19 protein-coding genes are annotated in these 22,834 nt (G+C 63.8%); 9 read left to right on the top strand and 10 right to left on the bottom strand.

The features are described 5' to 3' along the window. Nucleotides 1–2: 2 nt before the first annotated feature. The 6 genes from MAFF_RS31110 to MAFF_RS31085 all read right to left on the bottom strand — a co-directional run bounded on the left by MAFF_RS31110 (nt 3) and on the right by MAFF_RS31085 (nt 5,290). Nucleotides 3–785: a hydroxypyruvate isomerase family protein gene (locus MAFF_RS31110; RefSeq protein ID WP_010915002.1), complete on the bottom strand. Its 783-nt coding sequence runs from the start codon at nt 783–785 to the stop codon at nt 3–5. 1 nt (nt 786) lies between these two features. Continuing rightward, entirely contained in the window at nt 787–1,098 is a 312-nt protein-coding gene (locus MAFF_RS31105; protein WP_010915001.1) for a MocE family 2Fe-2S type ferredoxin, read from the bottom strand. A gap of 112 nt (nt 1,099–1,210) precedes the next feature. Continuing rightward, nucleotides 1,211–2,035 (bottom strand): ATP-binding cassette domain-containing protein, encoded by an 825-nt coding sequence (locus MAFF_RS31100; RefSeq protein ID WP_010915000.1) that lies wholly within the window; start codon nt 2,033–2,035, stop codon nt 1,211–1,213. Beyond that, entirely contained in the window at nt 2,035–3,036 is a 1,002-nt protein-coding gene (locus MAFF_RS31095) for an ABC transporter permease (protein ID WP_044549793.1), read from the bottom strand. The genes MAFF_RS31100 and MAFF_RS31095 overlap by 1 nt, the downstream gene beginning before the upstream one ends. A gap of 154 nt (nt 3,037–3,190) precedes the next feature. Further along, on the bottom strand, nt 3,191–4,171 hold the full coding sequence (locus tag MAFF_RS31090; protein ID WP_010914998.1) for a sugar ABC transporter substrate-binding protein: 981 nt from the start codon (nt 4,169–4,171) through the stop codon (nt 3,191–3,193). A gap of 111 nt (nt 4,172–4,282) precedes the next feature. Further along, nucleotides 4,283–5,290 (bottom strand): sterol desaturase family protein, encoded by a 1,008-nt coding sequence (locus tag MAFF_RS31085; protein ID WP_032929432.1) that lies wholly within the window; start codon nt 5,288–5,290, stop codon nt 4,283–4,285. Between the two features lie 284 nt (nt 5,291–5,574). Here MAFF_RS31085 and MAFF_RS31080 point away from each other — a divergent pair, with 284 nt between their 5' ends. Further along, complete coding sequence (locus tag MAFF_RS31080) at nt 5,575–6,612, top strand: LacI family DNA-binding transcriptional regulator (protein WP_010914996.1); 1,038 nt, start codon at nt 5,575–5,577, stop codon at nt 6,610–6,612. Between the two features lie 38 nt (nt 6,613–6,650). Here MAFF_RS31080 and MAFF_RS31075 read toward each other — a convergent pair whose 3' ends face one another. Further along, nucleotides 6,651–8,198 (bottom strand): helicase HerA-like C-terminal domain-containing protein, encoded by a 1,548-nt coding sequence (locus MAFF_RS31075; RefSeq protein WP_010914995.1) that lies wholly within the window; start codon nt 8,196–8,198, stop codon nt 6,651–6,653. Between the two features lie 307 nt (nt 8,199–8,505). Between MAFF_RS31075 and MAFF_RS31070 the strand changes: the two genes are divergently transcribed. Together MAFF_RS31070 and scpA are read left to right on the top strand one after the other, a co-directional pair. Continuing rightward, the gene (locus MAFF_RS31070) at nt 8,506–9,948 is read left to right on the top strand and encodes a methylmalonyl-CoA mutase subunit beta (RefSeq protein ID WP_044549790.1); all 1,443 of its coding nucleotides are present in this window, start codon (nt 8,506–8,508) and stop codon (nt 9,946–9,948) included. Next, nucleotides 9,945–12,068, top strand: a complete 2,124-nt coding sequence (gene scpA / locus MAFF_RS31065; protein ID WP_044549788.1) for a methylmalonyl-CoA mutase — start codon at nt 9,945–9,947, stop codon at nt 12,066–12,068. Before MAFF_RS31070 ends, scpA begins: the two co-directional genes overlap by 4 nt. 11 nt (nt 12,069–12,079) lie before the next feature. On the opposite strand, the gene greA is transcribed toward scpA, so the two are convergent. Continuing rightward, the gene (gene greA / locus MAFF_RS31060) at nt 12,080–12,553 is read right to left on the bottom strand and encodes a transcription elongation factor GreA (protein WP_010914992.1); all 474 of its coding nucleotides are present in this window, start codon (nt 12,551–12,553) and stop codon (nt 12,080–12,082) included. Between the two features lie 109 nt (nt 12,554–12,662). Here greA and MAFF_RS31055 point away from each other — a divergent pair, with 109 nt between their 5' ends. Further along, nucleotides 12,663–14,039, top strand: coding sequence for a TIGR03808 family TAT-translocated repetitive protein (locus MAFF_RS31055; protein ID WP_044549786.1), 1,377 nt, complete (start codon nt 12,663–12,665; stop codon nt 14,037–14,039). Here the strand turns inward: MAFF_RS31055 and MAFF_RS31050 are convergent. Beyond that, the gene (locus MAFF_RS31050; protein ID WP_010914990.1) at nt 14,032–15,036 is read right to left on the bottom strand and encodes an asparaginase; all 1,005 of its coding nucleotides are present in this window, start codon (nt 15,034–15,036) and stop codon (nt 14,032–14,034) included. The genes MAFF_RS31055 and MAFF_RS31050 overlap by 8 nt on opposite strands. Nucleotides 15,037–15,161: 125 nt before the next feature. Next, complete coding sequence (locus tag MAFF_RS31045; protein ID WP_044551555.1) at nt 15,162–16,328, bottom strand: acetyl-CoA acetyltransferase; 1,167 nt, start codon at nt 16,326–16,328, stop codon at nt 15,162–15,164. A 200-nt stretch (nt 16,329–16,528) separates the two neighbouring features. Here MAFF_RS31045 and betI point away from each other — a divergent pair, with 200 nt between their 5' ends. The 5 genes from betI to betB all read left to right on the top strand — a co-directional run bounded on the left by betI (nt 16,529) and on the right by betB (nt 22,834). Beyond that, complete coding sequence (gene betI / locus MAFF_RS31040; RefSeq protein WP_010914988.1) at nt 16,529–17,119, top strand: choline-binding transcriptional repressor BetI; 591 nt, start codon at nt 16,529–16,531, stop codon at nt 17,117–17,119. Then, on the top strand, nt 17,116–18,645 hold the full coding sequence (betC, locus tag MAFF_RS31035; protein WP_010914987.1) for a choline-sulfatase: 1,530 nt from the start codon (nt 17,116–17,118) through the stop codon (nt 18,643–18,645). The genes betI and betC overlap by 4 nt, the downstream gene beginning before the upstream one ends. Next, nucleotides 18,642–19,646 carry a threonine/serine dehydratase gene (locus MAFF_RS31030; protein ID WP_010914986.1) on the top strand — a complete coding sequence of 335 codons (1,005 nt, stop codon included), beginning with the start codon at nt 18,642–18,644 and terminating at the stop codon, nt 19,644–19,646. Before betC ends, MAFF_RS31030 begins: the two co-directional genes overlap by 4 nt. Continuing rightward, nucleotides 19,639–21,291, top strand: coding sequence for a choline dehydrogenase (betA, locus tag MAFF_RS31025; RefSeq protein WP_010914985.1), 1,653 nt, complete (start codon nt 19,639–19,641; stop codon nt 21,289–21,291). The genes MAFF_RS31030 and betA overlap by 8 nt, the downstream gene beginning before the upstream one ends. 79 nt (nt 21,292–21,370) lie before the next feature. Next, the gene (gene betB / locus MAFF_RS31020; protein WP_010914984.1) at nt 21,371–22,834 is read left to right on the top strand and encodes a betaine-aldehyde dehydrogenase; all 1,464 of its coding nucleotides are present in this window, start codon (nt 21,371–21,373) and stop codon (nt 22,832–22,834) included.

Raw genomic sequence — 22,834 nt, 5'->3', positions numbered from 1 at the left:
CCTCAGATGGTGAAAGCTTCGCGGAAGGCTTGCAGGGCGGCCTCAGGATCGCCGGAGGCGAACGCCTCCATGCCCACCGGCCCGCGGTAGCCCATGTCCTTCAGCGCATGGGCGATACCCCGGTAATTGATCTCGCCGCTGCCGGGCTCCATGCGTCCGGGCACGTCGGCCACCTGGACCTCGCCGATCCAGGGCAAGCAGGTGCGGCACAGTTCGATCAAATTCCCTTCGCCAATCTGCGCATGGTAGAGGTCGAGGTTGAGACGCAGACCAGGCCGGTTGACATCAGACACTAGCGCTAGCGTGTCTTCCGCGCGCCCAAACGGCACGCCGGGATGGTCGACCGGCAGGTTCAAATTCTCCAGCGTGAAGGTCACGCCTTCCGCCTCGGCGAGGTCGGCGATGCGGTTCAGCGTGTCGCGGGCCTTGAGCCACATAGCGCCGGTGACGGTCTCGCAAGGAGTGACCGGCAGGCCGCCTTCGCCGAGCCCCGTGCCGTGCAGATTGAGCCGCGCGACGCCGAGACGCTTGCCTACCGCCACCGTCTCCTTCGCCGTCTTCAACAGTTCGGCAGCGCCCTCGTCATCAGAAAGCCTGCCGCTGAGATAGCCGTTCATGATCGAGAAGGTCGCGCCGGATCTTTCCAGCATCGCAAGGTCATGGTCCGGCCAGTTCCAGAGGCCGACCTGGAAGCCCAACTCGGTGAGGCGCTTGACGCGCCATTCCATCGGCTTGTCGCGCCACAGCATCTCGGCGCAAGCCGCAAGCGTAAAGGTATCGGACATGTCAGACCTCGATGTACACGCGGCCGTCCTCGACCTTCGTGGCGTAGGTTTTCAGGTTCACGCAGACCGGTGCGCGTAGTGCTTCGCCGGTGCGGTAATCGAACACGCCGCCGTGCTTCGGGCATTCGATCCTGTGTTCCATAACCAGCCCGTCGCTCAGATGCACCTTCTCATGCGTGCACAACCCGTCGCTGCAGAAGAAGGCATCGTCGGGACTGCGGTAGATGGCGAATGTCCGGCCCTCGTGATCGAAGCGGATGACGTCTTCTTCGTCAATGTCATCGGTCGCGCACGCATCAATCCACTTTGCCATTGCCACTCCGCCGTCTGTTCTCTGGTTGGTTGAAAAAGGCGGCCGGCGGACCACGCATTCCGCCGGCCGTACAGGAAGATGCCCGGGAGGAAGAGATGGGCGTCTTCACTGGTCACGCATGGCTCGCGCCCTGCGGCGCATGCCCGTTGTCAGCCGCCGAGAAGCTCTCGATCTCGGCTTCGAGTTCGGCCATCTGCTCGCCGCCCGCCATCAGGTCGGTGATCGCCTCGCGGCTTTTCTCGCCCTTGCGGAAGTCGGCGGCCTTGGCGCCTCTGATGAGCACGGCGAAGTGGTCGCCGACGGTGAGCGCATGGACGACATTGTGGGTGATGAAGATCACCGCGATGCCCTTGCGGCGCGCCTGCAGGACGATGCGTAGGACATGCGCCGCCTCCTTGACGCCAAGGGCCGCGGTCGGCTCATCGAGGATCAGCACGCTGGCGCCGAAGTGGACAGCTCGCGCGATGGCCAGCGCCTGTCGCTCACCTCCGGACAATCCGCCGACCAGGCGATCGCCGTCGTCGATGCGGGTGATGCCGAGCTGGCGCATCTCGGTGACGGCGATCTCGTTGGCCCGCTTGCGGTCGTAGATGGTGAGCGGCCCCCAGCGCCGCGTCGGCTCGGCGCCGACGAAGAAGGAGCGGCCGATGCTCATCAGCGGGAATGTGCCGCCGAACTGGTGGACGGTGGCGATGCCATGGTCGCTGGCGTCGCGGGGGCTGTCGAAGGCGACCGATCTGCCGTCCATTTCCATCGTGCCCGATGTCGGCCGGTGGACGCCGGAGAGAATTTTGATCAGCGTCGACTTGCCGGCGCCGTTGTCGCCGAGCAGGCAAAGCACCTCGCCTCTGTTGACCTCGAGCGAGATGTCGTGGAGCACGTCGATCGGGCCGAACGACTTGTTGATTCCAGTCAGCCTGAGCAGGGGCGTGGTCATCAGCGTGCCCTCGGTTTGGTGCGCGGCGCGTAGGTCAGTGCCATGGTGCGGAAAGTGTTGTTCATCAGCACGGCCGCCAGCAGCAGGACACCGATGATCAGGCTCGCCCAGTTGGCGTCGAAGCCGGTGTAGAAAATGCCCTGGTTGACGATGGCGAAGGTCAGGGTGCCGAGCACGATGCCGACCACCGAACCGTAGCCGCCGGTGAGCAGCACGCCGCCGATGACCACCGCGATGATCGAATTGAAGATGAAGGACTGCCCGGCGGCCACCTGGGCGCTGTTGTATAGGATGGCCTGCGACATGCCGACGAACGAGGCGCACAGGCCGCTGCTCATGAACAGCGCTATGGTCACCCGGTCTGTCGGTATGCCGGCATTGCGAGCGCTGACGGCGTCACCGCCCATGGCCAGGATCCAGTTGCCGAAACGCGAGAAATTCAGGATGAAGCCGACGATCAGGATGGCGGCGATCCACCAGAACAGCGTCACCTCGAACTTGCCGCCGAGATAGTCGCCGAACAGGAGCTTGGCGGTCGGCCCGCTCTTCAGCGCGACGCTGGTGCTGCCGGACAGGATGACCGAGAGGCCGAGTGTCAGGCCGGCCAACGCGAACAGCGTGGCCAAGGTGACGACGAAGGACGGCACCTTGGTGCGAATCACCAGCACGCCGTTGACGAAGCCGACGGCGAGCCCAAGGCCGAGCGCGGCGAGGATTCCGACGATGATCGGCAGGCCATAGTGCCCCGACAGGATGGCAATGGTCATCGAACTGGCGGGGACCATCGAGCCGACGGAGAGATCGAGATGCCCGGCGATCATCAGCAACCCGATGGGAAGCGCGATGATGCCGAGTTCCGAGGCGACGTTCAGCCAGCTCGCGGCCCCGCCGGCCGACATGAAATTGGCGCCGCCGAAGATCGAGAAGAAGACCAGAACGGCGACCATGCCGATCAGCGAACCGACCTCGGGCCGGCGCACGAGACTGCCGATCGAGGGCATCGAAGAGTGCTGAGAGGGTGGCGCAGTGGCTGCCATCGCGGGTTGGTGGTGGGCTTGGGATGTCATCGAAATGTCCCTGGCTTGAACAATGGAGAGCCTGGCGCGGGGCAGATGATGCCGGCCCTCGGATGAGCCGGACACCAATCTGCGCAAGCTAGCGAGCGCCGGCTGCGGCGCCGGCCATTGTCGCGTCGACATTGGCAGCGTCGACGATCCCCGGTCCGGTCAGCACCGGCTTGGTCGGCAGGTCGAGCCCATAATTGACGAAGCCGTTCAGCAGCGAGACCGCGAGATAGCCCTGCAGATAGGGCTGCTGGTCGACCGCGAACATTTGTGTGCCGGCCTTGATGCGCTGCAGGCCGGTCTCATCCATGTCGAAGGAAGCGAGCTTGACCTTGTCGCCGGCATTGGCCTGGCTGATGGCGTTGGCGGCGCTGTTGGCATCGCCGGCACTGATGGTGATGACGCCGTCGATGGTGTTGTCCTTCAGCACGGCCGCCTTGATCGCCTCGGCGACCGCGGTCGGGTTGCCGAAGCTGGATGAGGGCAGCGGCAATTGGGTCGATTTGCCACCGCTCTTGGCAATGGCGTCGGCAATGCCCTTGCAGCGGTCTTCGGTGTTGGTGGCACCCGGCAAGGTATTGACGCACAGCACGTTCTTGGAACCATGGCTGCCGTAGTAGGTGCCGCCGCCGAGACCTGCGGCGTATTCTTCGTTGCCGACGTAGTTCATGGCGCCGAGCCGCTTGGCCGCGTCCATGCCACCGGAATTGTAGATGATGAGCGGCACTCCGGCGGCAACGACCTCCTTGAAGGCGTCGTCCATGGCCTCCGGTACCCAGTCGGGGCCGACAATGGCGCTCGGCTTCTGGCTGAGCGCGGTGCGAATCAGCTTGGCCGCGTCCGGGCCGAGATTGTCGTAGTTCTGCGGGCCGAGCCAGGTCACCGAGCCGCCGGTCAGTCCGGCGACCTTGCCGGCATCGTCGGCGCCCTTCTTGACCTTCGACCAGAACGGGTCGTCCGCCTTGCCGCCGATGACGAAGATCTTCGCTCCGTCAGCCATTGCCGACGTAGCCGATGTCGCCGCCACGCCCGCAAGCATGATCGCCGTCAGCAGTTTCGTGATCGTTTTCATTTCATTCCTCCCGGTTGCCGTCGTCAGACGGGTTAGAAAAACAGCTGCTTCGTCGCTCCATGCGCGCCTCTCTCCCGATTGCGCGTCACGAATGCTTCGCCTCGGCGTTGCTCACGCCCTGGCGTTCATGCGTTTTTTCTTTTTCTGGAAGCGGGCGTCCATCATGGCTTCGCCTTCTCGGGTGCCGTCGTGCCAGGTGCCGAACCACTTATCGAGCGGGATCAGCCCGTCGCCGCCATAGTTCACCTCGAAATATTTGTGGTGCAGGTAATGCGTGTAGGCATGGCTGTTGACGGCCGTGTCCTCGGTCACTTCCAGCTTGTCGAAGCCGAGATGGCCATTGACGGCGCCGAAGCCGGCAACATGCAGCTGGAACAGCGCAACGATCGGATTGGACGGGATGACGAGGTGCCAGAAGGCGACCGCGTGGTAGAGGAACCCTTCCACCGGATGCATCGACAGCGACGACCAGGGCGACGGGTTGATCGAATTGTGGTGGACCGAATGGATCCAGCGATAGAGCGGTCCCCAGTGGATCAGCCGGTGAATGAAGAAGAAATGCACCTCGTGGATGGCCGGCGCGATCAGCACCAGTGCGGCGAGGTAGACCGGATGATCCTGCCAGCCTACCCACGGCACGTAGCCATTGGCAAAGCACCACAGAAAGATGACTTCGACCACGGTCCATAGCGGAATCGTGATGAAGAACGAGCGCAGGAAATTGTCGAGGTTCTGGCTCTGGAACCAGAAGACGTCGGAGGGCGCATCGGCTGGGAATTTATGGTTGTACTTGAAGCGTGTCGCCTGGGCGCGCCTGATGTAGTAGCGCAGCTCGAAGATGCCGTAGAAAACGAGGATCGCCGCCGCATTGACGGCGTAGAGCCACAGCGCCCAGCCCCAGCCGATGGTCTTCATCGTCTCGACGCCGGGGACGATATAGAACCAGTAGATCAGCGCCGTGGCCATGTGGAAGGCATTCCACGGCCAGATATAGCCTGGTAGCCACGCCAGGATCTTCGGCAGCCTGGGCGGCCAGTTCCATAGCGGTGCCCCCTCGATGCGTCCGTTCGGCTTCCAGTCGCCGCGCTTGTCGCGCACGCCATATTTGAGATCGTCCATGCAATTCCTCCACCCGCAATGCCGCACCAACGCCTTGGGATGTGCCGCACGCGCGCGCTGCCTCACACCGCCTGAGAGCGGTGGGCGAAAACCTGTCCCGCGCTGTGCTGCTGCTATCCCTGGGCTGGCGGTGCGTCCGCCTTGCTTGCTTTTGACGAGATAAACATCTTGATCCAAAATGAATCAAGAATAGAATGTTTGTTCCAATTGGATTGTGTCATTCATATCAATCTGGCACGACAAATGATATTTTCGTATCAATTGCTACAGGCGGATGAGACGAAATGGATCAGAACAAGCGGCCGACGATCCGGGATGTGGCCGCCGAGGCGAATGTTTCGGTGGCCACCGTCAACCGGGTGCTGAGCGGCGCTGGCGCCGTCCGCCAGGGCACGCGCGAGCGCGTCAAGCTGGCGGCGGAGCAGATCGGCTTCTACGGCATGGGCGCGCTACGCAGCCGCATAGCGGCCGCCCGGCCCCACTACCGCTTTGGCTTCCTGCTGCACCAGCCGGGCCGCGCGTTCTACCGCAACATCGCCGAGGCGCTGCGCGCGGTGGCGCCGACCCTGCCCGACTGCGAGATAGAGCTGCGCATCGAGTTTCTCGACGACTTGTCACCGCAGAACGTCGCATCGCGGATGCTGGCGCTCGGCGCCGAATGCGACGCCGTTGGCGTCGTCGCAGCGGTTCATCCCCTCGTCACCCAGGCGGTGGACACATTGCATGCCCGCAACGTGCCGGTCTTTGCGCTGATCTCGCAGATTTCGGCGACCGGGCATGTGCGCTACATCGGATTGGACAATTGGAAAGTCGGGCGCACCGCGGCCTGGGTGTTCGAGCATGTCTGCCGCGCGCCCGGCAAGCTCGGCATCCTTGTCGGCAACCACCGCTATCGGTGCCAGGAGATGAACGAGAGTGGCTTTCGCTCCTATTTTCGTGAGCACGCCCCTGGCTTCACGCTGCTCGAGCCGCTGCTGACTTTCGAATCCAGCGCCATTGCGCAGGAGATGACCGAAAAGCTGCTGAACGAAAATCCGGACCTGTCTGGGCTTTATGTCGCCGGCGGCGGCATCACCGGCACTATTGCGGCCCTACGCTCCACCGGCAGAGCCGGAAGCCTCGTTGTTGTCGGCTATGAACTGATGGAGTCGACCCGACCGGCGTTGCTCGACGGCACGCTGACCTTCATCATCTCGCACCCCCTCGCCCGCATTGCGCAAGAGACCTTGGCCGGCATGATCCGCGCTGTCTCAACGCCGAACGAAGGCGGGAATTTCACAAACATCCTGCCCTTCGAGATCTACACCCGCGAAAACATCTAGCAAGGTTGCGCCCGACTCGTTACCGGCCCTGACGAGGCTCAGCGCCCGCGCGACAGGCTCCCCAGGATCCCGCGCACAATGGCGCGTCCGACCGACGAGCCGACCGAGCGCACCACGGACTTGATCGCGGCCTCGGCCACAGTCTGGCGATTGGAGGGGCGCGGCGCTGGCGCCCGGCGGCCACCGGACTGCGGCGCGGGATCGTCGTTGCCGAAGCCCGGTATGGTCCAGCGCGAGCCGCCTGTACCTGCCTGCTGGGCCTGCGCTTCAGCGTCCTGCGCGTCCCTGGCCTTTTTCTGCAACATCTCGAAGGCCGATTCGCGGTCGATGACCTGGTCATACTGGCCGGTGACCGGGCTTTCCACGATCAGCTTTTGCCGCTCGGCCGGAGTTATGGGTCCGAGCCGCGAGGATGGCGGGCGAATCAGCGTGCGCTGCACCATGGACGGCACGCCCTTGGCCTCCAAGGTCGAGACGAGCGCTTCGCCAGTGGCGAGTTGGGTGATGGTGGTGGCGCAGTCGAAATCGGGATTGGGGCGGAACGTTTCCGCTGCCGTCCTGACTGCCTGCTGCTCACGCGGCGTATAGGCGCGCAGCGCGTGCTGGACGCGATTGCCGAGCTGGGCCAGCACCTTTTCGGGGATATCCAGGGGGTTCTGCGTGACGAAATAGACGCCGACGCCTTTCGAGCGGATCAGGCGGACCACCTGCTCGACGCGGTCGATCAGCACTTTCGGCGCCTCGTCAAACAGCAGATGCGCCTCGTCGAAGAAGAACACCAGTTTCGGCTGGTCGGGATCGCCGACTTCGGGCAGTTCCTCGAACAGCTCCGACATCAGCCAAAGCAGGAAGGTCGCGTAGAGGCGCGGATTCATCATCAGCTTGTCGGCGGCCAGCACGCTGACGGCGCCCCGACCGTCACGCGTGGTGCGCATGATGTCGGAGATGCGCAGAGCCGGCTCGCCGAAGAAGTTGGCCGCGCCCTGTTGCTCCAGCACCAGCAGCGTGCGCTGGATGGCACCCACCGATGGCTTGGTGACATTGCCGTAGCGAGCGCTGATCTCTTCGGCGCGCTCGGCGATGTTGGCAAGCAGCGCCTGCAGGTCCTTGAGATCGAGAAGCAGCAGACCCTCTTCATCGGCAATGCGGAAGGCAATGTTCATGATGCCCTCCTGCGCGTCGGTCAGGTTCATCAGCCGCGACAGGAGAAGTGGTCCCATTTCCGAAATGGTCGCGCGGATGGGGTGGCCCTGCTCGCCGAACAGATCCCAGAAGATGACGGGGAATTCCTGGAAGTCGTAGGGGTCGAGCTTGACCTGCGCGGCCCGCTTGACCAGGAAATCCTGCGCCGTGCCCATCATCGCGATGCCGGACAGGTCGCCCTTGATATCGGCGCAGAACACCGGCACGCCGGCATTCGAAAACCCTTCGGCCAGGATCTGCAAGGTGACGGTCTTGCCGGTGCCGGTGGCACCGGTCACCAGGCCATGGCGATTCCCATATTGCAGCAGCAACTGCTCCGGGCGCTGATAGCTGTCGTCGGGCTTGCGGCTGGCGCCGATGAAAATACTGGTATCGTCAGCCATATGTGGGGTCTCCGCAAACTGATGTATCAAAAGCCAGCCTTTGCCCGAAGGTATAGTGAGGCTGTCGCACAGCGACAATGCCAATTGTCCGGAGCCGGGCCAATCGTCCCAATCAGGCCTATCGTCGAAATCGGATTTTGGAACTTGCGGATTTTGCTGGTGTTTGGCAATCGTTCATGGTTCGTCCATGCAAGCCGCCCTATATCCGGTGGATCGAATTCAGGCCCGGGATGCGCATTGCGATAACCGACCGGGAACCGTAGACTGAACCGCCCGGCTGGTGCGGCCATATGAACGAGGAAGATGGATGGGCGCCGGAGCCTTGACCAAGCATGTCGAACCAGTTGGCGCCGAGCGCCAGCGATGGCTGGCCCTGGCGGAAAAGGCACTGGCTGGTGCATCCTTCGAGGAAAAGCTGGTTTCGCACACCGACGACGCCATCCGCATCGAGCCACTCTATGACCGAGTGAGCGGGGCCGAACCACTTGTGCGCGCGAATCCCCGATCGCCCTGGATCGTCAGCCAGCGCGTCGACGACCCCAATATCGATCGCGCCAAGGCCCAGGTCCTGGACGATATCGCGCAGGGCGCGACGGGACTGTCGCTCGTCTTCGAAGGCGCGCCGAACGCATTCGGCTACGGTCTGCCGAGAACCGCACAGGCGCTGGAAACGGTGCTGGAGGGCGTGCCTCTCAACCGGATCCAGATCCGCATCGACACCCACCCGTGGAGCCGCCCCATGGCCGACTGGCTGGTGGCGTTCCTGAGCAAGCGTCGCTCCGATCCGGCAAAACTCAACCTGTCCTTCGGCATCGATCCGGCGGCGATCCTCGCCGGCACCGGCCGGCTGCGCATGTCGATCGAGGCGCTGCAGGAATCGATGCCCCAGTCGCTGGCGCATTTCTTCTCGATGGGCGTTCCGGGCGTGCTTCTGGAGGCGGACGGTCGCGTCTTCCACAATGCCGGCGCCACGGAAGCGCAGGAACTCGGCATCATGCTGGCGTCGGCGGTCTCGTATCTGAGAATGTTCGAGAAGGCGCGGCAGCCGCTCGTCTATGCCGCACCCCATATCGGCTTTGCGCTCAGCGTCGACCAGGACCAGTTCCTCTCCATGGCCAAGGTACGGGCCTTGCGCAGTCTGTGGGCACGCGTGCAGGAGGCCTGCTCGATCCCCAACTCCACGGCCAACATCCATGCCGAAACGTCATTCCGCATGATGACGGCGCTGGACCCCGAAACCAACATCCTGCGCACGACGATCAGTTGCTTCGCCGCGGCGGCGGGGGGAGCCGATTCGATCTCCATCCTGCCGCACACGATCGCGCACGGCCTGCCGGCGCCGTTTGCCCGCCGCGTCGCGCGCAACGCCCAGCTGATCATGGCCAATGAAAGCCACGTCGATCATGTCGCCGATCCCGCCTATGGCTCCGGCGCGGTTGAAGCACTGACGGCGGACCTTTGCGAAGCCGCCTGGGGGGAGCTGCAGGCGATCGAGGCCGAAGGCGGTGTGCTGTCCAGCCTTCGGGACGGACACATCCAACACCGCGTTCGCGCGGCATCCGCCCGGCGCGACGCCGCCTTCAAGGCCGGGGAACGGGCCATCATCGGCACCACACTCTATCCTCAGAAGGGCGAAAGCCCGGTCGAGACGCTGGATGCGGAGCAGCGGCCTGCCTTCACCGAAGGCGTCGTCCTGTGTGAAGCGCTGTTCCCGGCCCGCATCGACCAATCGATCGAGGCTGCCTCTTGATCCCGGATTTCAGTCAGGTCGGCTGGGCGCCGCCGCGCCGCGCGCCGGTCGAGGTCAAGGGCCAGCGGGTGACGCCGGAAGGGCTTATCGTCAAGCATCTGTACAATCAGGGCGACCTCAAGGGCCTGCCGCATCTCGACACCTATCCGGGCCTGCCGCCCTTCGTGCGCGGCCCCTACCCGACCATGTATGTCCAGCAGCCCTGGACGATCCGGCAATATGCCGGCTTCTCCACGGCCGAAGAATCCAACGCCTTTTACCGGCGCAATCTTGCCGCCGGCCAGAAAGGCCTGTCGGTCGCCTTCGATCTCGCCACGCATCGTGGCTATGACAGCGACCACCCACGTGTTGCCGGCGATGTCGGCATGGCGGGCGTCGCCATCGATTCCATCCTCGACATGCGGCAATTGTTCGACGGCATTCCGCTCGGCGACATGACGGTGTCGATGACGATGAACGGGGCGGTGCTGCCGATCATGGCGCTCTACATCGTCGCAGCGGAAGAGCAGGGCGTCGCGCAGAAGGATCTGGCCGGAACCATTCAGAACGACATTCTGAAGGAGTTCATGGTCCGCAACACCTACATCTACCCGCCAAAACCCTCGATGCGGATCGTGTCGGACATCTTCTCCTATACGTCGAAGAACATGCCGAAGTTCAATTCGATATCGATCTCCGGCTACCACATGCAGGAAGCCGGTGCGACGGCCGACCTGGAACTCGCCTATACGATCGCCGACGGCATCGAATATGCCCGCGCCGGCGTTGCGGCGGGCCTCGACATCGACCGCTTCGCGCCACGCCTGTCCTTCTTTTGGGCGATCGGCATGAACTTCTTCATGGAAGTGGCCAAGCTCAGGGCCGCGCGCCTGCTGTGGGCGACGCTGATGAAGAAGAATTTTGCGCCCAAGGACGAACGTTCGCTGTCGCTGCGCACCCATTGCCAGACGTCCGGCTGGTCGCTGACGGCGCAGGACCCGTACAACAACATTATCCGCACCATGATCGAGGCGATGGCCGCGACCCAAGGGCATACCCAGTCGCTGCATACCAATTCCTTCGACGAGGCGATGGCGCTGCCGACCGACCATTCGGCGCGCATCGCCCGCAACACACAGCTCATCCTGCAGAAGGAATCCGGCACCACGCGCATCATCGACCCGTGGGGTGGCTCGGCCTATCTCGAACGGCTGACCCATGATCTCGCCGCGCGCGCGCTCGCCCACATCGAGGAGGTCGAGGCTCTCGGTGGCATGGCCGCCGCGACCGAACAAGGCATTCCGAAGCTGCGCATCGAGGAAGCGGCGGCGCGCACGCAGGCGCGCATCGATTCCGGCGAGCAGATGCTGGTCGGCGTCAACGCGCATCGCCCCGAGAACGACATCGAGGTCGACGTGCTGAAGATCGACAATGCCGAGGTCAGGGCCCGGCAATTGTCCAAGCTGCAACGGCTGAAGGGCACGCGCGATGTCGCTGCCGTCGAAAGCGCGCTCGATGCGCTTACCCGCGCCGCGCAGGGCAATGAGAACCTTTTGGAGTTCGCCGTCCGCGCCGCGCGCGCCAATGCGACAGTCGGCGAGATCTCGTTTGCGCTGGAGCGGGCCTTTGGCCGCCACGTCGCTACGGTGCAGACCATTTCCGGCGTCTACCGCAAGGCGCTTGGCGACAGTCCCGTGGTCGACGGGCTGCAGGACAAGCTCGCAGCTTTCGAGAGGAAAAACGGCGGCAAGCCGCGCATCCTCGTTGCCAAGATGGGACAGGATGGCCACGACCGTGGGCAGAAGGTGATCGCCACCGCTTTCGCCGATCTCGGCTTCGACGTTACTGTCGGCGCGATGTTCCAGACACCGGAAGAGATCGCGAAACTGGCGGTCCAGCATGACGTCCATATCATCGGCGCCTCATCACTGGCGGCGGGACACCTGACGCTGATCCCCGAATTGCGCGACGCGCTGAAAAAGCTCGGCCGCGGTGATATGCTGATCGTGGCCGGCGGCGTCATCCCGCCGCAGGACTACGAGGCGGTGCTGCAAGCCGGCGCGGCGGAAATCTTCCCGCCGGGCACGGTTATTCCGGAAGCGGCGGATCGGCTAATGGATCGACTGCTGGCAGCCAACTAGGCTATGCCGCTCTAACTATCCGAGAGCTTGACGATTTCCCATTCCTTGCCGTTGACCGCGGCCACGTCGCCGACCTTCTTGCCGAACAGGGCGACGGCCATCGGCGAAACATGCGAAATGCTTCCCTTGGTGGGATCGGCCTCGTCCTCGCCGACGATTTTCCAATGCACCTTCTTGCCGTCATCGGCTTCCAGCGTGACGCCCATGCCGAAGCGGACGACGTCGCTGCCGGGTTCCGGTACGGACAGTTCGGCGTTTTCGCGTCGGGCCGTCCAGTAGCGCAAATCGCGTGACACCACCGCGATACGCTCGCGGTCTGCCTTCCTCTCGGCTTTCGCCAGAATGTCACGCAGTTCGGCCAGATTGTCCTCGATCTGCGCCAGGCCGCGCTCCGTCACGAGGTTGCGGTGCGGGCTGATCGGCCGCTCGCCGACACCGGCAATGGCATTCTCGCTGTCTTCTTCGCGGGTAAAAGCTCTGCTCATTGCCTGAACCTAAGCCTCGAGCGACAGCTCGACAAGTCATTGTGAAAAGGAACGGTACGTTTGGCACGATTCCTGCGACATCAGGCTTGAACGCTGAGATTCTGTGCCGATGTTGAACAGACGAACGCTGCTGACAGGAACCGCCGGCTTTGCCGTTGTGGGCCTCGCGCTTGGCAAGGCGGCGGCCGCTGGCCTGACCGGCATTGAAAAAGCCTCGATGCGCGGTTCCATCAATGCCACCGAACTCGGCGTCCAGCCCGGCACATTCGACGACCAGAGCAAGGCCTTCGCCAAGCTGCTGCGCGACGCGAACAGCCGGGACGTGCCGGTGTTCCTGCCGGCTGGCACCTATGTGGTATCCAATCTCTCACTGCCCAGCCGCGTGCGTCTTTCCGGCGTACCGGGCGCCACGCGGATCGTCTATGGCGGCGACGGCCACCTTTTCATGGCCGAACAGGCCGACCATATTGAATTGAGCGGGCTGGTTTTCGATGGTTCGAACCGCTCGATGGGCGACTATGCGCAAGGGCTGCTCGATCTTCGACGGGTCGGCCATCTCGTTGTCGACAATTGCCAGATAACCGGCAGCGGCAAGAACGGGCTGGCGCTGGAACATGCGACAGGCCGCATCGAACGCTCCGACATATCGGGCGCGGCGGACGCCGGCATCTATTCGGTCGAGGCGGCTGGACTGGCAATATCAGGCAACACGGTCTCCGACTGTGCTAATGGCGGCATCCTCGTGCATCGCTGGCAGGCGGCCGAAGACGGCACGATGGTCACGGGCAACCGGGTCGAACGCATCGGCGCGCGCAGCGGTGGAACCGGCCAGAACGGCAATGGCATCAACGCCTTCCGTGCCGGAAACGTCATTATTTCGGGCAATGTCGTGTCGGATTGCGCTTTCTCGGCAATCCGCGCCAACAGTTCCAGCAATCTGCAGATTTCCGGCAATACCTGCTCGCGCTCGGGCGAGACCGCGGTCTATTCCGAATTCTCGTTCGAGGGCGCTGTCATCAGCAACAACATCGTCGATGGCGCGGCCAACGGCATCTCGATCGTCAACTTCAACGAAGGCGGCCGCATGGGTGTCTGCTCCGGCAACATCGTGCGCAATCTGTCGACCAGCGGCCCCTACACCGCCGATCCGCCCGGCTTCGGCGTCGGCATCGGCGTCGAGGCCGACACCATCGCTTCCAACAACGTCATCGAGAACGCGCCGCTCTACGGCATGTCGATCGGCTGGGGGCCTTACCTGCGCAATGTGGTGGCGACGGGAAACATCATCCGCAAGGCTGGGACAGGCATCGTCGTCAGTGTGGTCGAGGGTGCCGGCACGGCCGTCATCTCCGACAACGTCATCGACGGCGCGTTGAACGGCGCGGTCATCGGCCAGCGTTGGGCCGAGCCTGTGACAGCCGACCTTACCCAGTTAAGCAACAGCGGCTTTGCGCATTTGACCGTTGAGCGCAACCGCGTCAGTTGAGGGCGGCAGTCGGCCTCAGCGCCCCCACCTTGGCTCCGATCCGGCTTTTGATCGGCGCGTTTGCCAGTTCGATGAGCTTCGCCGTCAGGGCCTCGTCCGCACGCAGCAGCTTGGCGAGGACGGCGGCAACCATGGCTTCACTGGCGCGGCCGGCGCCATCATCGCATTTGAGCGCGATACCGAGGCCAAGTTCCGGAATTGCGGCACAGTGGACGCCTTCGGCGCCGCCTTTCGCAAAGATCCGCCCAGGTGCTGCTTCCATCAGCGCGACGTCTTCGCGGCCGGTGCCGGCGACATAGAAGGGCTCCGCCATGCAGGCGGCCAGCAGCCGCTTTGCCGCCTTGGCCCGCTCGGGGCCGAAACCATTTGTCGTGGCCATGCGGGCAAAGCCGAGCGCGAAGCTCCTAAGCGGCACCGCATAGGTCGGGATCGAGCAGCCGTCGGTCGCCCGCTCATCAGCGCCATGGACGGCACCTGTGACCGACTGCATCGCGTCGCGCACCATCTCCTGCAGTGCGTGCCCCGCCTTGACGTAGCCACGGTGCGCAATGCCGGAATGCACGCAGGTGCAGAGGAAGCCGGAATGTTTTCCTGAACAGTTGTTGTGCAGCGCATTGGGCAAATCGCCGGTGCGGGCGAGTGCAATCTCGGCAGCATGGTTTGAAGGCCAATGCGCGCCGCATTCGAGCGCTGACCCATCGAGCCCGGCCCTGGCCAGCATGGACCGCGCCAGTTCGACATGCGCCGGTTCGCCCGAATGCGACGCGCAGGCCAGGGCCAGCTCACGGTTGCCGAAGCCATAGACGTCGGCAGCACCGGTTTCCACCAGCGGCAAGGCCTGGATTGCCTTGACCGCCGAACGCGGGAACACCGGCTTCGAGGTGTCGCCAATCTCCAGGACCGGTTTGCCGTCGGCATCGAAGACCGCGACGGCGCCGCGATGCGCGCTCTCGACGATCGCGCCGCGCAGAACCTCGATCAGAACCGGATTTGCCATGCCACCTCCCGCAGCGCATGACCTCGAAAATCGAAATCGATCCTCGAGGTCATGCGCAAAATCAAAGTGTTACAGCGTCCTTTGCGCACCCCAAAAGGCGCGCGGCGCTGTAATGTCGGGGCGGTTTACCTGATCCGGTCGAGAATGGAAACGTAGTTGGCGACCGCCGCGCCACCCATGTTGAAGATGCCGCCAAGCTTCGCGCCCGGCACCTGAATGCCGCCGGCTTCGCCGACAAGCTGCATGGCGGTCAGGACATGCATGGAGACACCGGTGGCGCCGATCGGGTGGCCCTTGGCCTTGAGCCCGCCGGAGGGGTTGACCGGAAGGCGGCCGTCCTTGGCCGTCGTGCCATCCAGCGCCAGCTTCGCGCCCTCGCCGGGCCTGGCCAGGCCCATGGCCTCATATTCGATCAGTTCGGCAATGGTGAAGCAGTCATGCGTCTCGACAAAGGACAGATCGTCGAGCGTCACGCCGGCATTCTTCAGCGCGCGGGTCCAAGCCTGCTCGCAGCCTTCGAAGGCCAGAATATCGCGCTTCGACATCGGCAGGAAATCCTGCACATGTTCATTGGCCCTGAAGGCAACTGCGCGGCGCATCTTCAGCGCAGTGGCCGTATCGGCGAGGATAAGAGCGGCGGCGCCGTCGGAGACCAGCGAGCAGTCGGTGCGCTTGAGAGGACCGGCGACGAAGGGGTTCTTCTCGCTCTCCTGCCGGCAGAAATCATAGCCGAAATCCTTGCGCATCTGCGCATAGGGATTGTCGACGCCGTTCTTGTGGTTCTTGGCGGCGATCATGGCGAGCGCATCGGACTGGTCGCCATAACGCTGGAAATAGGCCTGCGCGATCTTGCCGAAGACGCCGGCGAAGCCCGCGGGTGTCTCGCCGTCCTCCGGCAGATAGGACGCTTTCAGAAGGTTCTTGCCGATCTCGGGTCCCGGCGTCGTCGTCATCTGTTCGGCGCCAACCACCAGCACGATGCGGGCCGCGTTGGCGTCGATGGCGCGGATGCCTTGCCGGACCGCCGCCGATCCCGTCGCGCAGGCGTTCTCGACGCGCGTTGCCGGCTTGAAGCGCAGCCGGTCGTCGGCCTGCAGCACCAGGCTCGCGGTGAAATCCTGCGCCGAGAAGCCGGCGTTGAAATGGCCAAGCACGATCTCGTCGACCTCGTCCGGACCGATGCCGGCATGGTCGAGCGCATCCGTCGCGACCTTGACGATGAGGTTTTCGAGCGTCTCGCCCTCGAGCTTGCCGAAGCGCGAATGCGCCCAGCCAACGATGCATGCGGTCATGGCGGTCTCCATCCTTGGCGCCAGCCTAGCATACTGGGCTCATGGCGCACTTCGCCTTTATTGTTCAAAGATAAACATTCTCGCCCGGACCGTGAAGGGCCGGAACAGGACAATCGCTTGGTACAGCTCGCGCCCACGTCGATTTTTTGTTGATTGACCCGTCAATAAAAAATAATCTCCGCGCAAAAATCGGGAGCAGCATGCCAAAAGTCGGAATGGAGCCACTGCGCCGCAAGGCGCTTATCGACGCGACGATCTCGGCGATCGGCGAACGCGGCTCGCTCGACGTGACCATGTCCGAGATCGCTGGCCGCGCCGGCGTGTCCTCGGCCCTTGCCCACCATTATTTCGGCGCCAAGGACGAATTGCTGTTCGCGACGATGCGGCACATTCTCGCCGAACTGACCATCGACATGCGCCGCGCCCTGCAATCCGCCAAGTCCCCGCGCGAACGCGTCTCCGCCGTGGTCGCCGTCAACTTCTCCGACATCCAGTTCCAGGCCCAAACCATTGCAGCCTGGCTTGCCTTCTATGTCGAGGCGCAGAAATCATCGGCGTTGCGCCGATTGCTCAAGATCTATGCGCGGCGGCTGCATTCGAACCTGATGAGCGGGCTGACCGGCATCCTGCCCAGGGCCGAGGCCGACAGCGCCGCCGAAGCCACAGCGGCGATGATCGACGGACTCTACATCAGGCGGGCGCTGAAGGACGGCGTGCCCAACGCCGCGACCGCGATCGCGCTGGTCGAGGACTATCTCGAAACCAAACTCGGCGAGCGGCAAAAGCAGTGACAGCGAAGCGACCCAATTTCCTGATCGTCATGGTCGATCAGCTCAACGGGACTTTTTTTCCCGATGGGCCTGCCGCGTTTCTGCACGCGCCGCATCTGAAGGCACTCGCGGCGCGTTCGGCCCGATTCAGGAACAACTACACCGCCTCGCCGCTCTGCGCGCCGGGCCGCGCCTCGTTCATGAGCGGCCAGTTGCCGTCGCGCACCGAGGTCTATGACAACGCCGCCGAATTCGCCTCGTCGATCCCGACCTTTGCCCATCATCTGCGCGCCGACGGCTATCACACCGTACTGTCGGGCAAGATGCATTTCGTCGGGCCGGACCAGTTGCACGGCTTCGAGGAGCGGCTGACCACGGACATCTATCCCGCCGATTTCGGCTGGACACCGGACTACCGCAAGCCCGGCGAGCGCATCGACTGGTGGTATCACAATCTGGGCTCGGTAAGCGGCGCCGGCGTCGCCGAGATCTCAAACCAGATGGAGTATGACGACGAGGTCGCCTTCCACGCGGTGCAAAAACTCTACGACTTCGCCCGCGTCTCCGACGATGCGGCGCACCGGCCCTGGTGCCTGACGGTTTCCTTCACCCATCCGCACGACCCCTATGTGGCGCGGCGGCAGTACTGGGATCTTTATGAGGATTGCCCAGCGCTAGAACCCGAAGTGGGCTTCATCCCCTGCGACAGCCAGGACCCGCATTCGCAGCGGCTCTACAAGGCTTCCGACTACAACAGTTTCGACATCACGGCAGAGCAAATCCGCCGCTCGCGGCGCGGCTATTTCGCCAACATCTCCTATCTCGACGACAAGGTCGGCGAGTTGCTGTCGGTGCTTGAGCGCACGCGCATGCTCGACGACACGATCATCCTGTTCTGCTCGGACCATGGCGACATGCTCGGCGAGCGCGGCCTGTGGTTCAAGATGTGCTTCTTCGAGGGCTCGGCACGGGTGCCGCTGATGATCGCCGGCAAGGACATTCCCGCTGGCCTGATCAAGGCGCCGGTCTCTAATCTCGACGTGACGCCGACGCTGTGCGACCTCGCCGGCATCGACATGAGCGCGATCGCGCCATGGACCGACGGCCAGTCGCTGCTGCCGCTGCTGGAGGGCAAGCAGCGCTACGCGCCCGTATTGATGGAGTATGCGGCCGAAGGCTCCAACGCGCCGTTGGTGGCGATCCGCGACGGCCGCTACAAATTCGTCCATTGCGAGATCGATCCGCCGCAACTCTATGATATCGAAGCCGACCCGCATGAGCTGAGCAATCTTGCCACCGATCCGGCGCATGCCGATCTGGTGGCGGCTTTCCTGGAAAAGGTGCGCGCACGCTGGGACATGGCGGCCTTCGATACCGCCGTGCGCGCCAACCAGGCGCGGCGCTGGGTGGTCTACCCGGCGCTGCGCAACGGCACGCATTACCCCTGGGAGTTCCAGCCGCTGCAGAAGGCCTCGGAACGCTACATGCGCAACCACATGGATCTCAACGTGCTCGAAGAGCAAAAACGCTTTCCGCGAGGCGAATGATGGCAGACCTTCTCGTCCCCTCGCTGGCCCATCTCAAACAGGCCTATGCCGTCACCTCCAGGGCGACGCAGATCACGCCGCTGCTGGAATCGACCGCACTCGCCAGGGAGACCGGTGCTGCCCGTGTCTTCATCAAGCCGGAATCGCTGCAATGGGCCGGATCGTTCAAGATCCGCGGCGCCTATTGGCGGTTGAAGCGGCTGTCGGCCGACGAAGCGAGGAAAGGAGTCGTCGCCTACTCCTCCGGCAATTTCGCGCAAGGCCTGGCGGCAGCCGGCCAAGCGCTCGGCATTCCCGTCACCATCGTCATGCCGATCGACGCACCCGCCGCCAAGCGTGACGCGACGGCGGGCTATGGCGCGCGTGTCGTGTTGACCGACCATGGCGAGCGCGCGCGAGAAGAGGTTGCCGCTGCCAAGGCGCGCGAGATCGCCGAGACGGAAGGGCTGGCCCTGCTGCATCCCTTCGACGATCCGGAGATCGTCGCCGGCCAGGCTGGCGCCGGGCTCGAAGCGCTCGACCAGCTTGAGGCCAAGGACGCCAGCGCCGACCTGTTGTTCTGCTCGGTCGGCGGCGGCGGGCTGATCGGCGGCGTTTCGCTCGCCTTCCACTATCTGTCGCCGGCGACGGAGATCATCGGCGTCGAGCCGGAAGGCTTCAATGGCATGGGCTCGTCGCTGGCGCATGGCAGCATCGAGACCATGCCGATCGGGCCGAAATCGATTTGCGACGGGCTGATGTCGCGGCGGCCGGGCGATGCGCCGTTCGCGGCGGTCAAGACCGCTGGCGTTCGCGGAATCACCGTCGATGATCAATCGGTGCGGCGTGCCATGCGGATCGCCTTCGAGCGGATGAAGCTGGTGCTGGAGCCGTCCGGGGCTGCGTCGCTGGCAGCATTGCTCGGTGGCAAGGTGGATGTGACTGATAAAACCGTCCTTGTTGTGGCTACCGGCGGCAATGTCTCGCTCGCCGATTTTATGGCGCATATGAACCATGCTTGAAGCGGATTTCGTTATCATCGGCTCCGGCTCCGCCGGCTCGGCCATGGCCTATCGCCTGTCGGAAGACGGCAAGCATTCGGTCATTGTCATCGAATTCGGCGGCAGCGATATCGGGCCGCTGATCCAGATGCCGTCGGCGCTGTCGATCCCGCTCAATATGAGCCTTTACGACTGGGGCTTTGCCAGCGAACCGGAGCCGCATCTCGGCGGCCGCGTGCTGGCGACGCCGCGCGGCAAGGTGATCGGCGGTTCGTCCTCGATCAACGGCATGGTCTATGTGCGCGGCCATGCCCGCGACTTTGACCATTGGGCCGAAGAAGGTGCAACGGGTTGGGGCTTCGCCGACGTACTCCCCTACTTCAAGCGCATGGAGGACAATGACGGCGGCGAGGACGGCTGGCGCGGCCATGGCGGGCCGCTGCATGTGCAGCGTGGCTCGCGTAAAAATCCACTCTACGGCGCCTTCGTCGAAGCGGGCCGCCAGGCTGGGTTCGAACTGACCGACGACTACAACGGCTCCAAGCAGGAAGGTTTTGGGCCGATGGAACAGACCATAAGCGGCGGCCGCCGCTGGTCGGCGGCATCAGCCTATCTGAAGCCGGCGCTCAAGCGGAAAAACGTGAGTCTGGTCAAGGGCTTTGCCCGTCGGGTGATCATCGAGAATCAACGCGCTATCGGCGTCGAGATCGAAGCTCACAAACAGATTCAAGTTGTTAAGGCGCGACGTGAGGTGATCGTCGCCGCGTCGTCGATCAATTCGCCCAAGATCCTGATGCTGTCCGGCATCGGCCCGGCCGAGCATTTGCGCGAAAACGGTATCGCCGTGGTGGCCGACCGGCCCGGCGTCGGCCGCAATCTGCAGGATCACATGGAGCTTTATATCCAGCAGGAATCCACCAAGCCGATCACGCTGAATTCGGTGCTCAACCCGTTCTCGAAAGCGTTGATCGGAGCACAGTGGCTGTTCTTCAAGTCCGGCCTCGGCGCCACCAACCATTTCGAGGCCGCCGCCTTCGTGCGCTCGCGCGCCGGCGTCGATTATCCAGACATTCAGTACCACTTCATCCCGGCGGCGGTGCGCTATGACGGCAAGGCGGCGGCGAAGTCGCACGGCTTCCAGGCGCATGTCGGGCCGATGCGGTCAAAGTCGCGCGGCTCGGTGACGCTGCGTTCGCCCGATCCGAAAGCGAAGCCGGTGATCCGCTTCAACTACATGTCGCATCCGGACGACTGGACCGAGTTCCGCCACTGCATCCGGCTGACCCGCGAAATCTTCGGCCAGTCGGCCTTCGACGCTTTTCGCGGCCAGGAAATCTCGCCGGGCAGCCATGTGCAGTCGGACGATGATCTCGACGTCTTCATCCGCGACCATGCCGAGAGCGCCTACCACCCCTGCGGCACCTGCAAGATGGGCCGCGCCGACGATGTGACGAGCGTTGTCGATCCGGAATGCCGGGTCATCGGCGTCGACGGGCTGCGGGTCGCCGATTCCTCGATTTTCCCGCGTGTCACCAACGGCAATCTCAATGCGCCATCGATCATGACCGGCGAGAAGGCGTCCGACCATATTCTTGGCCGCACGCCGCTGGCGCCGTCCAACCAGGAGCCATGGATCAATCCGCGCTGGCAGGTGTCGGACAGATAGAGCATGATCCACCTGTCAGATTGAGCCGTCCCTAGATTGAGCCGTCCCTTTTGGGGGCGCAGACATTCGGAGACTACCCATGCGCGCCCAGCCCACGGCATCGCACTATGTCAACGGACGCTACATCGACGACGAGCAAGGGGCGCCATTGCCGGTCATCTATCCGGCAACCGGCGAGACCATCGCCATGCTGCGCTCGGCGACGCCGAATGTGCTGGAGCTCGCCATCGAGGCCGCACGCGCCGCGCAACCGGCATGGGCGCGGCTGAAGCCGGTCGAGCGCGGCCGCATCCTGCGCCGCGCAGCCGACATTCTGCGCGCCCGCAACGCCGACCTCGCCCGCATCGAGACGCTCGACACCGGCAAGGCCATCCAGGAAACGCTGGTGGCGGACGCACCGTCGGCCGCGGACTGCCTGGAATACTTCGGGGGCGCGGTCGCCGCCTATAATGGCGAGGCCGTCGATCTCGGCGGTCCCTTCGCCTACACACGGCGCGAGGCGCTCGGCGTCTGTGTCGGCATCGGCGCCTGGAACTACCCGATCCAGATCGCCGGCTGGAAATCCGCCCCTGCGCTGGCCATGGGCAACGCCATGGTATTCAAGCCGTCGGAAAACACGCCGTTGTCAGCGCTGGCGCTGGCCGAAATCTACAGCGAGGCCGGCCTGCCCGACGGGCTGTTCAATGTCGTGCAGGGCTATGGCGATGTTGGCGCGGGCCTCGTCGGCCACGATGTCGTGGCAAAAGTTTCGGTGACCGGTTCGGTGCCGACCGGGCGCAAGGTTCTGTCGCTTGCGGGTTCGAAGATGAAGCACGCGACGATGGAGCTCGGCGGCAAGTCGCCGCTGATCGTCTTCGACGATGCCGACATCGAAAACGCCATTGGCGGCGCCATGCTCGGCAATTTTTACTCCACAGGCCAGATCTGCTCCAACGGCACGCGTGTCTTCGTGCAAAGCGGCATCCACGACCGCTTCGTCGAGCGGCTGGTCGAGCGGACGAAGAAAATCCGCATCGGCAATCCGCTTGATCCCGAGACGCAGATGGGACCACTGGTCTCCAAGGCACAGCACGAGAAGGTCGTCGGCTATATTGGGATTGGCAAGCAGGACGGCGCTGTTCTCGCCTGCGGTGGCAATGTGCCGTCGCTGCAGGGTTTTGACGGCGGCTTCTTCGTCGAGCCGACGGTGTTCACCGGGGTCACCGACACGATGCGCATCGCCCGCGAGGAGATTTTCGGACCTGTCATGAGCGTGCTGAAATTCGACGGCGAGGACGAGGTGATCGACCGCGCCAACGACACCGAATTCGGCCTCGCCGCGGGCGTCTTCACCCGCGACCTGCCGCGCGCCCACCGCGTGATCGCCGAATTGCAGGCCGGCACCTGCTGGATCAACGCCTACAATCTGACGCCGGTGGAAATCCCCTTCGGCGGCTTCAAGCAGTCCGGCATCGGCCGCGAGAATTCGCTGGCGGCATTGGCGCTCTATTCGCAGCTGAAGTCGATCTATGTCGAGACTGGGGACGTGGCGAGCCCGTATTGA

The sequence above is a fragment of the Mesorhizobium japonicum MAFF 303099 genome (assembly GCF_000009625.1).
GTDB lineage: Bacteria > Pseudomonadota > Alphaproteobacteria > Rhizobiales > Rhizobiaceae > Mesorhizobium > Mesorhizobium japonicum.
This window is presented reverse-complemented; position numbering and strand designations above follow the sequence as displayed.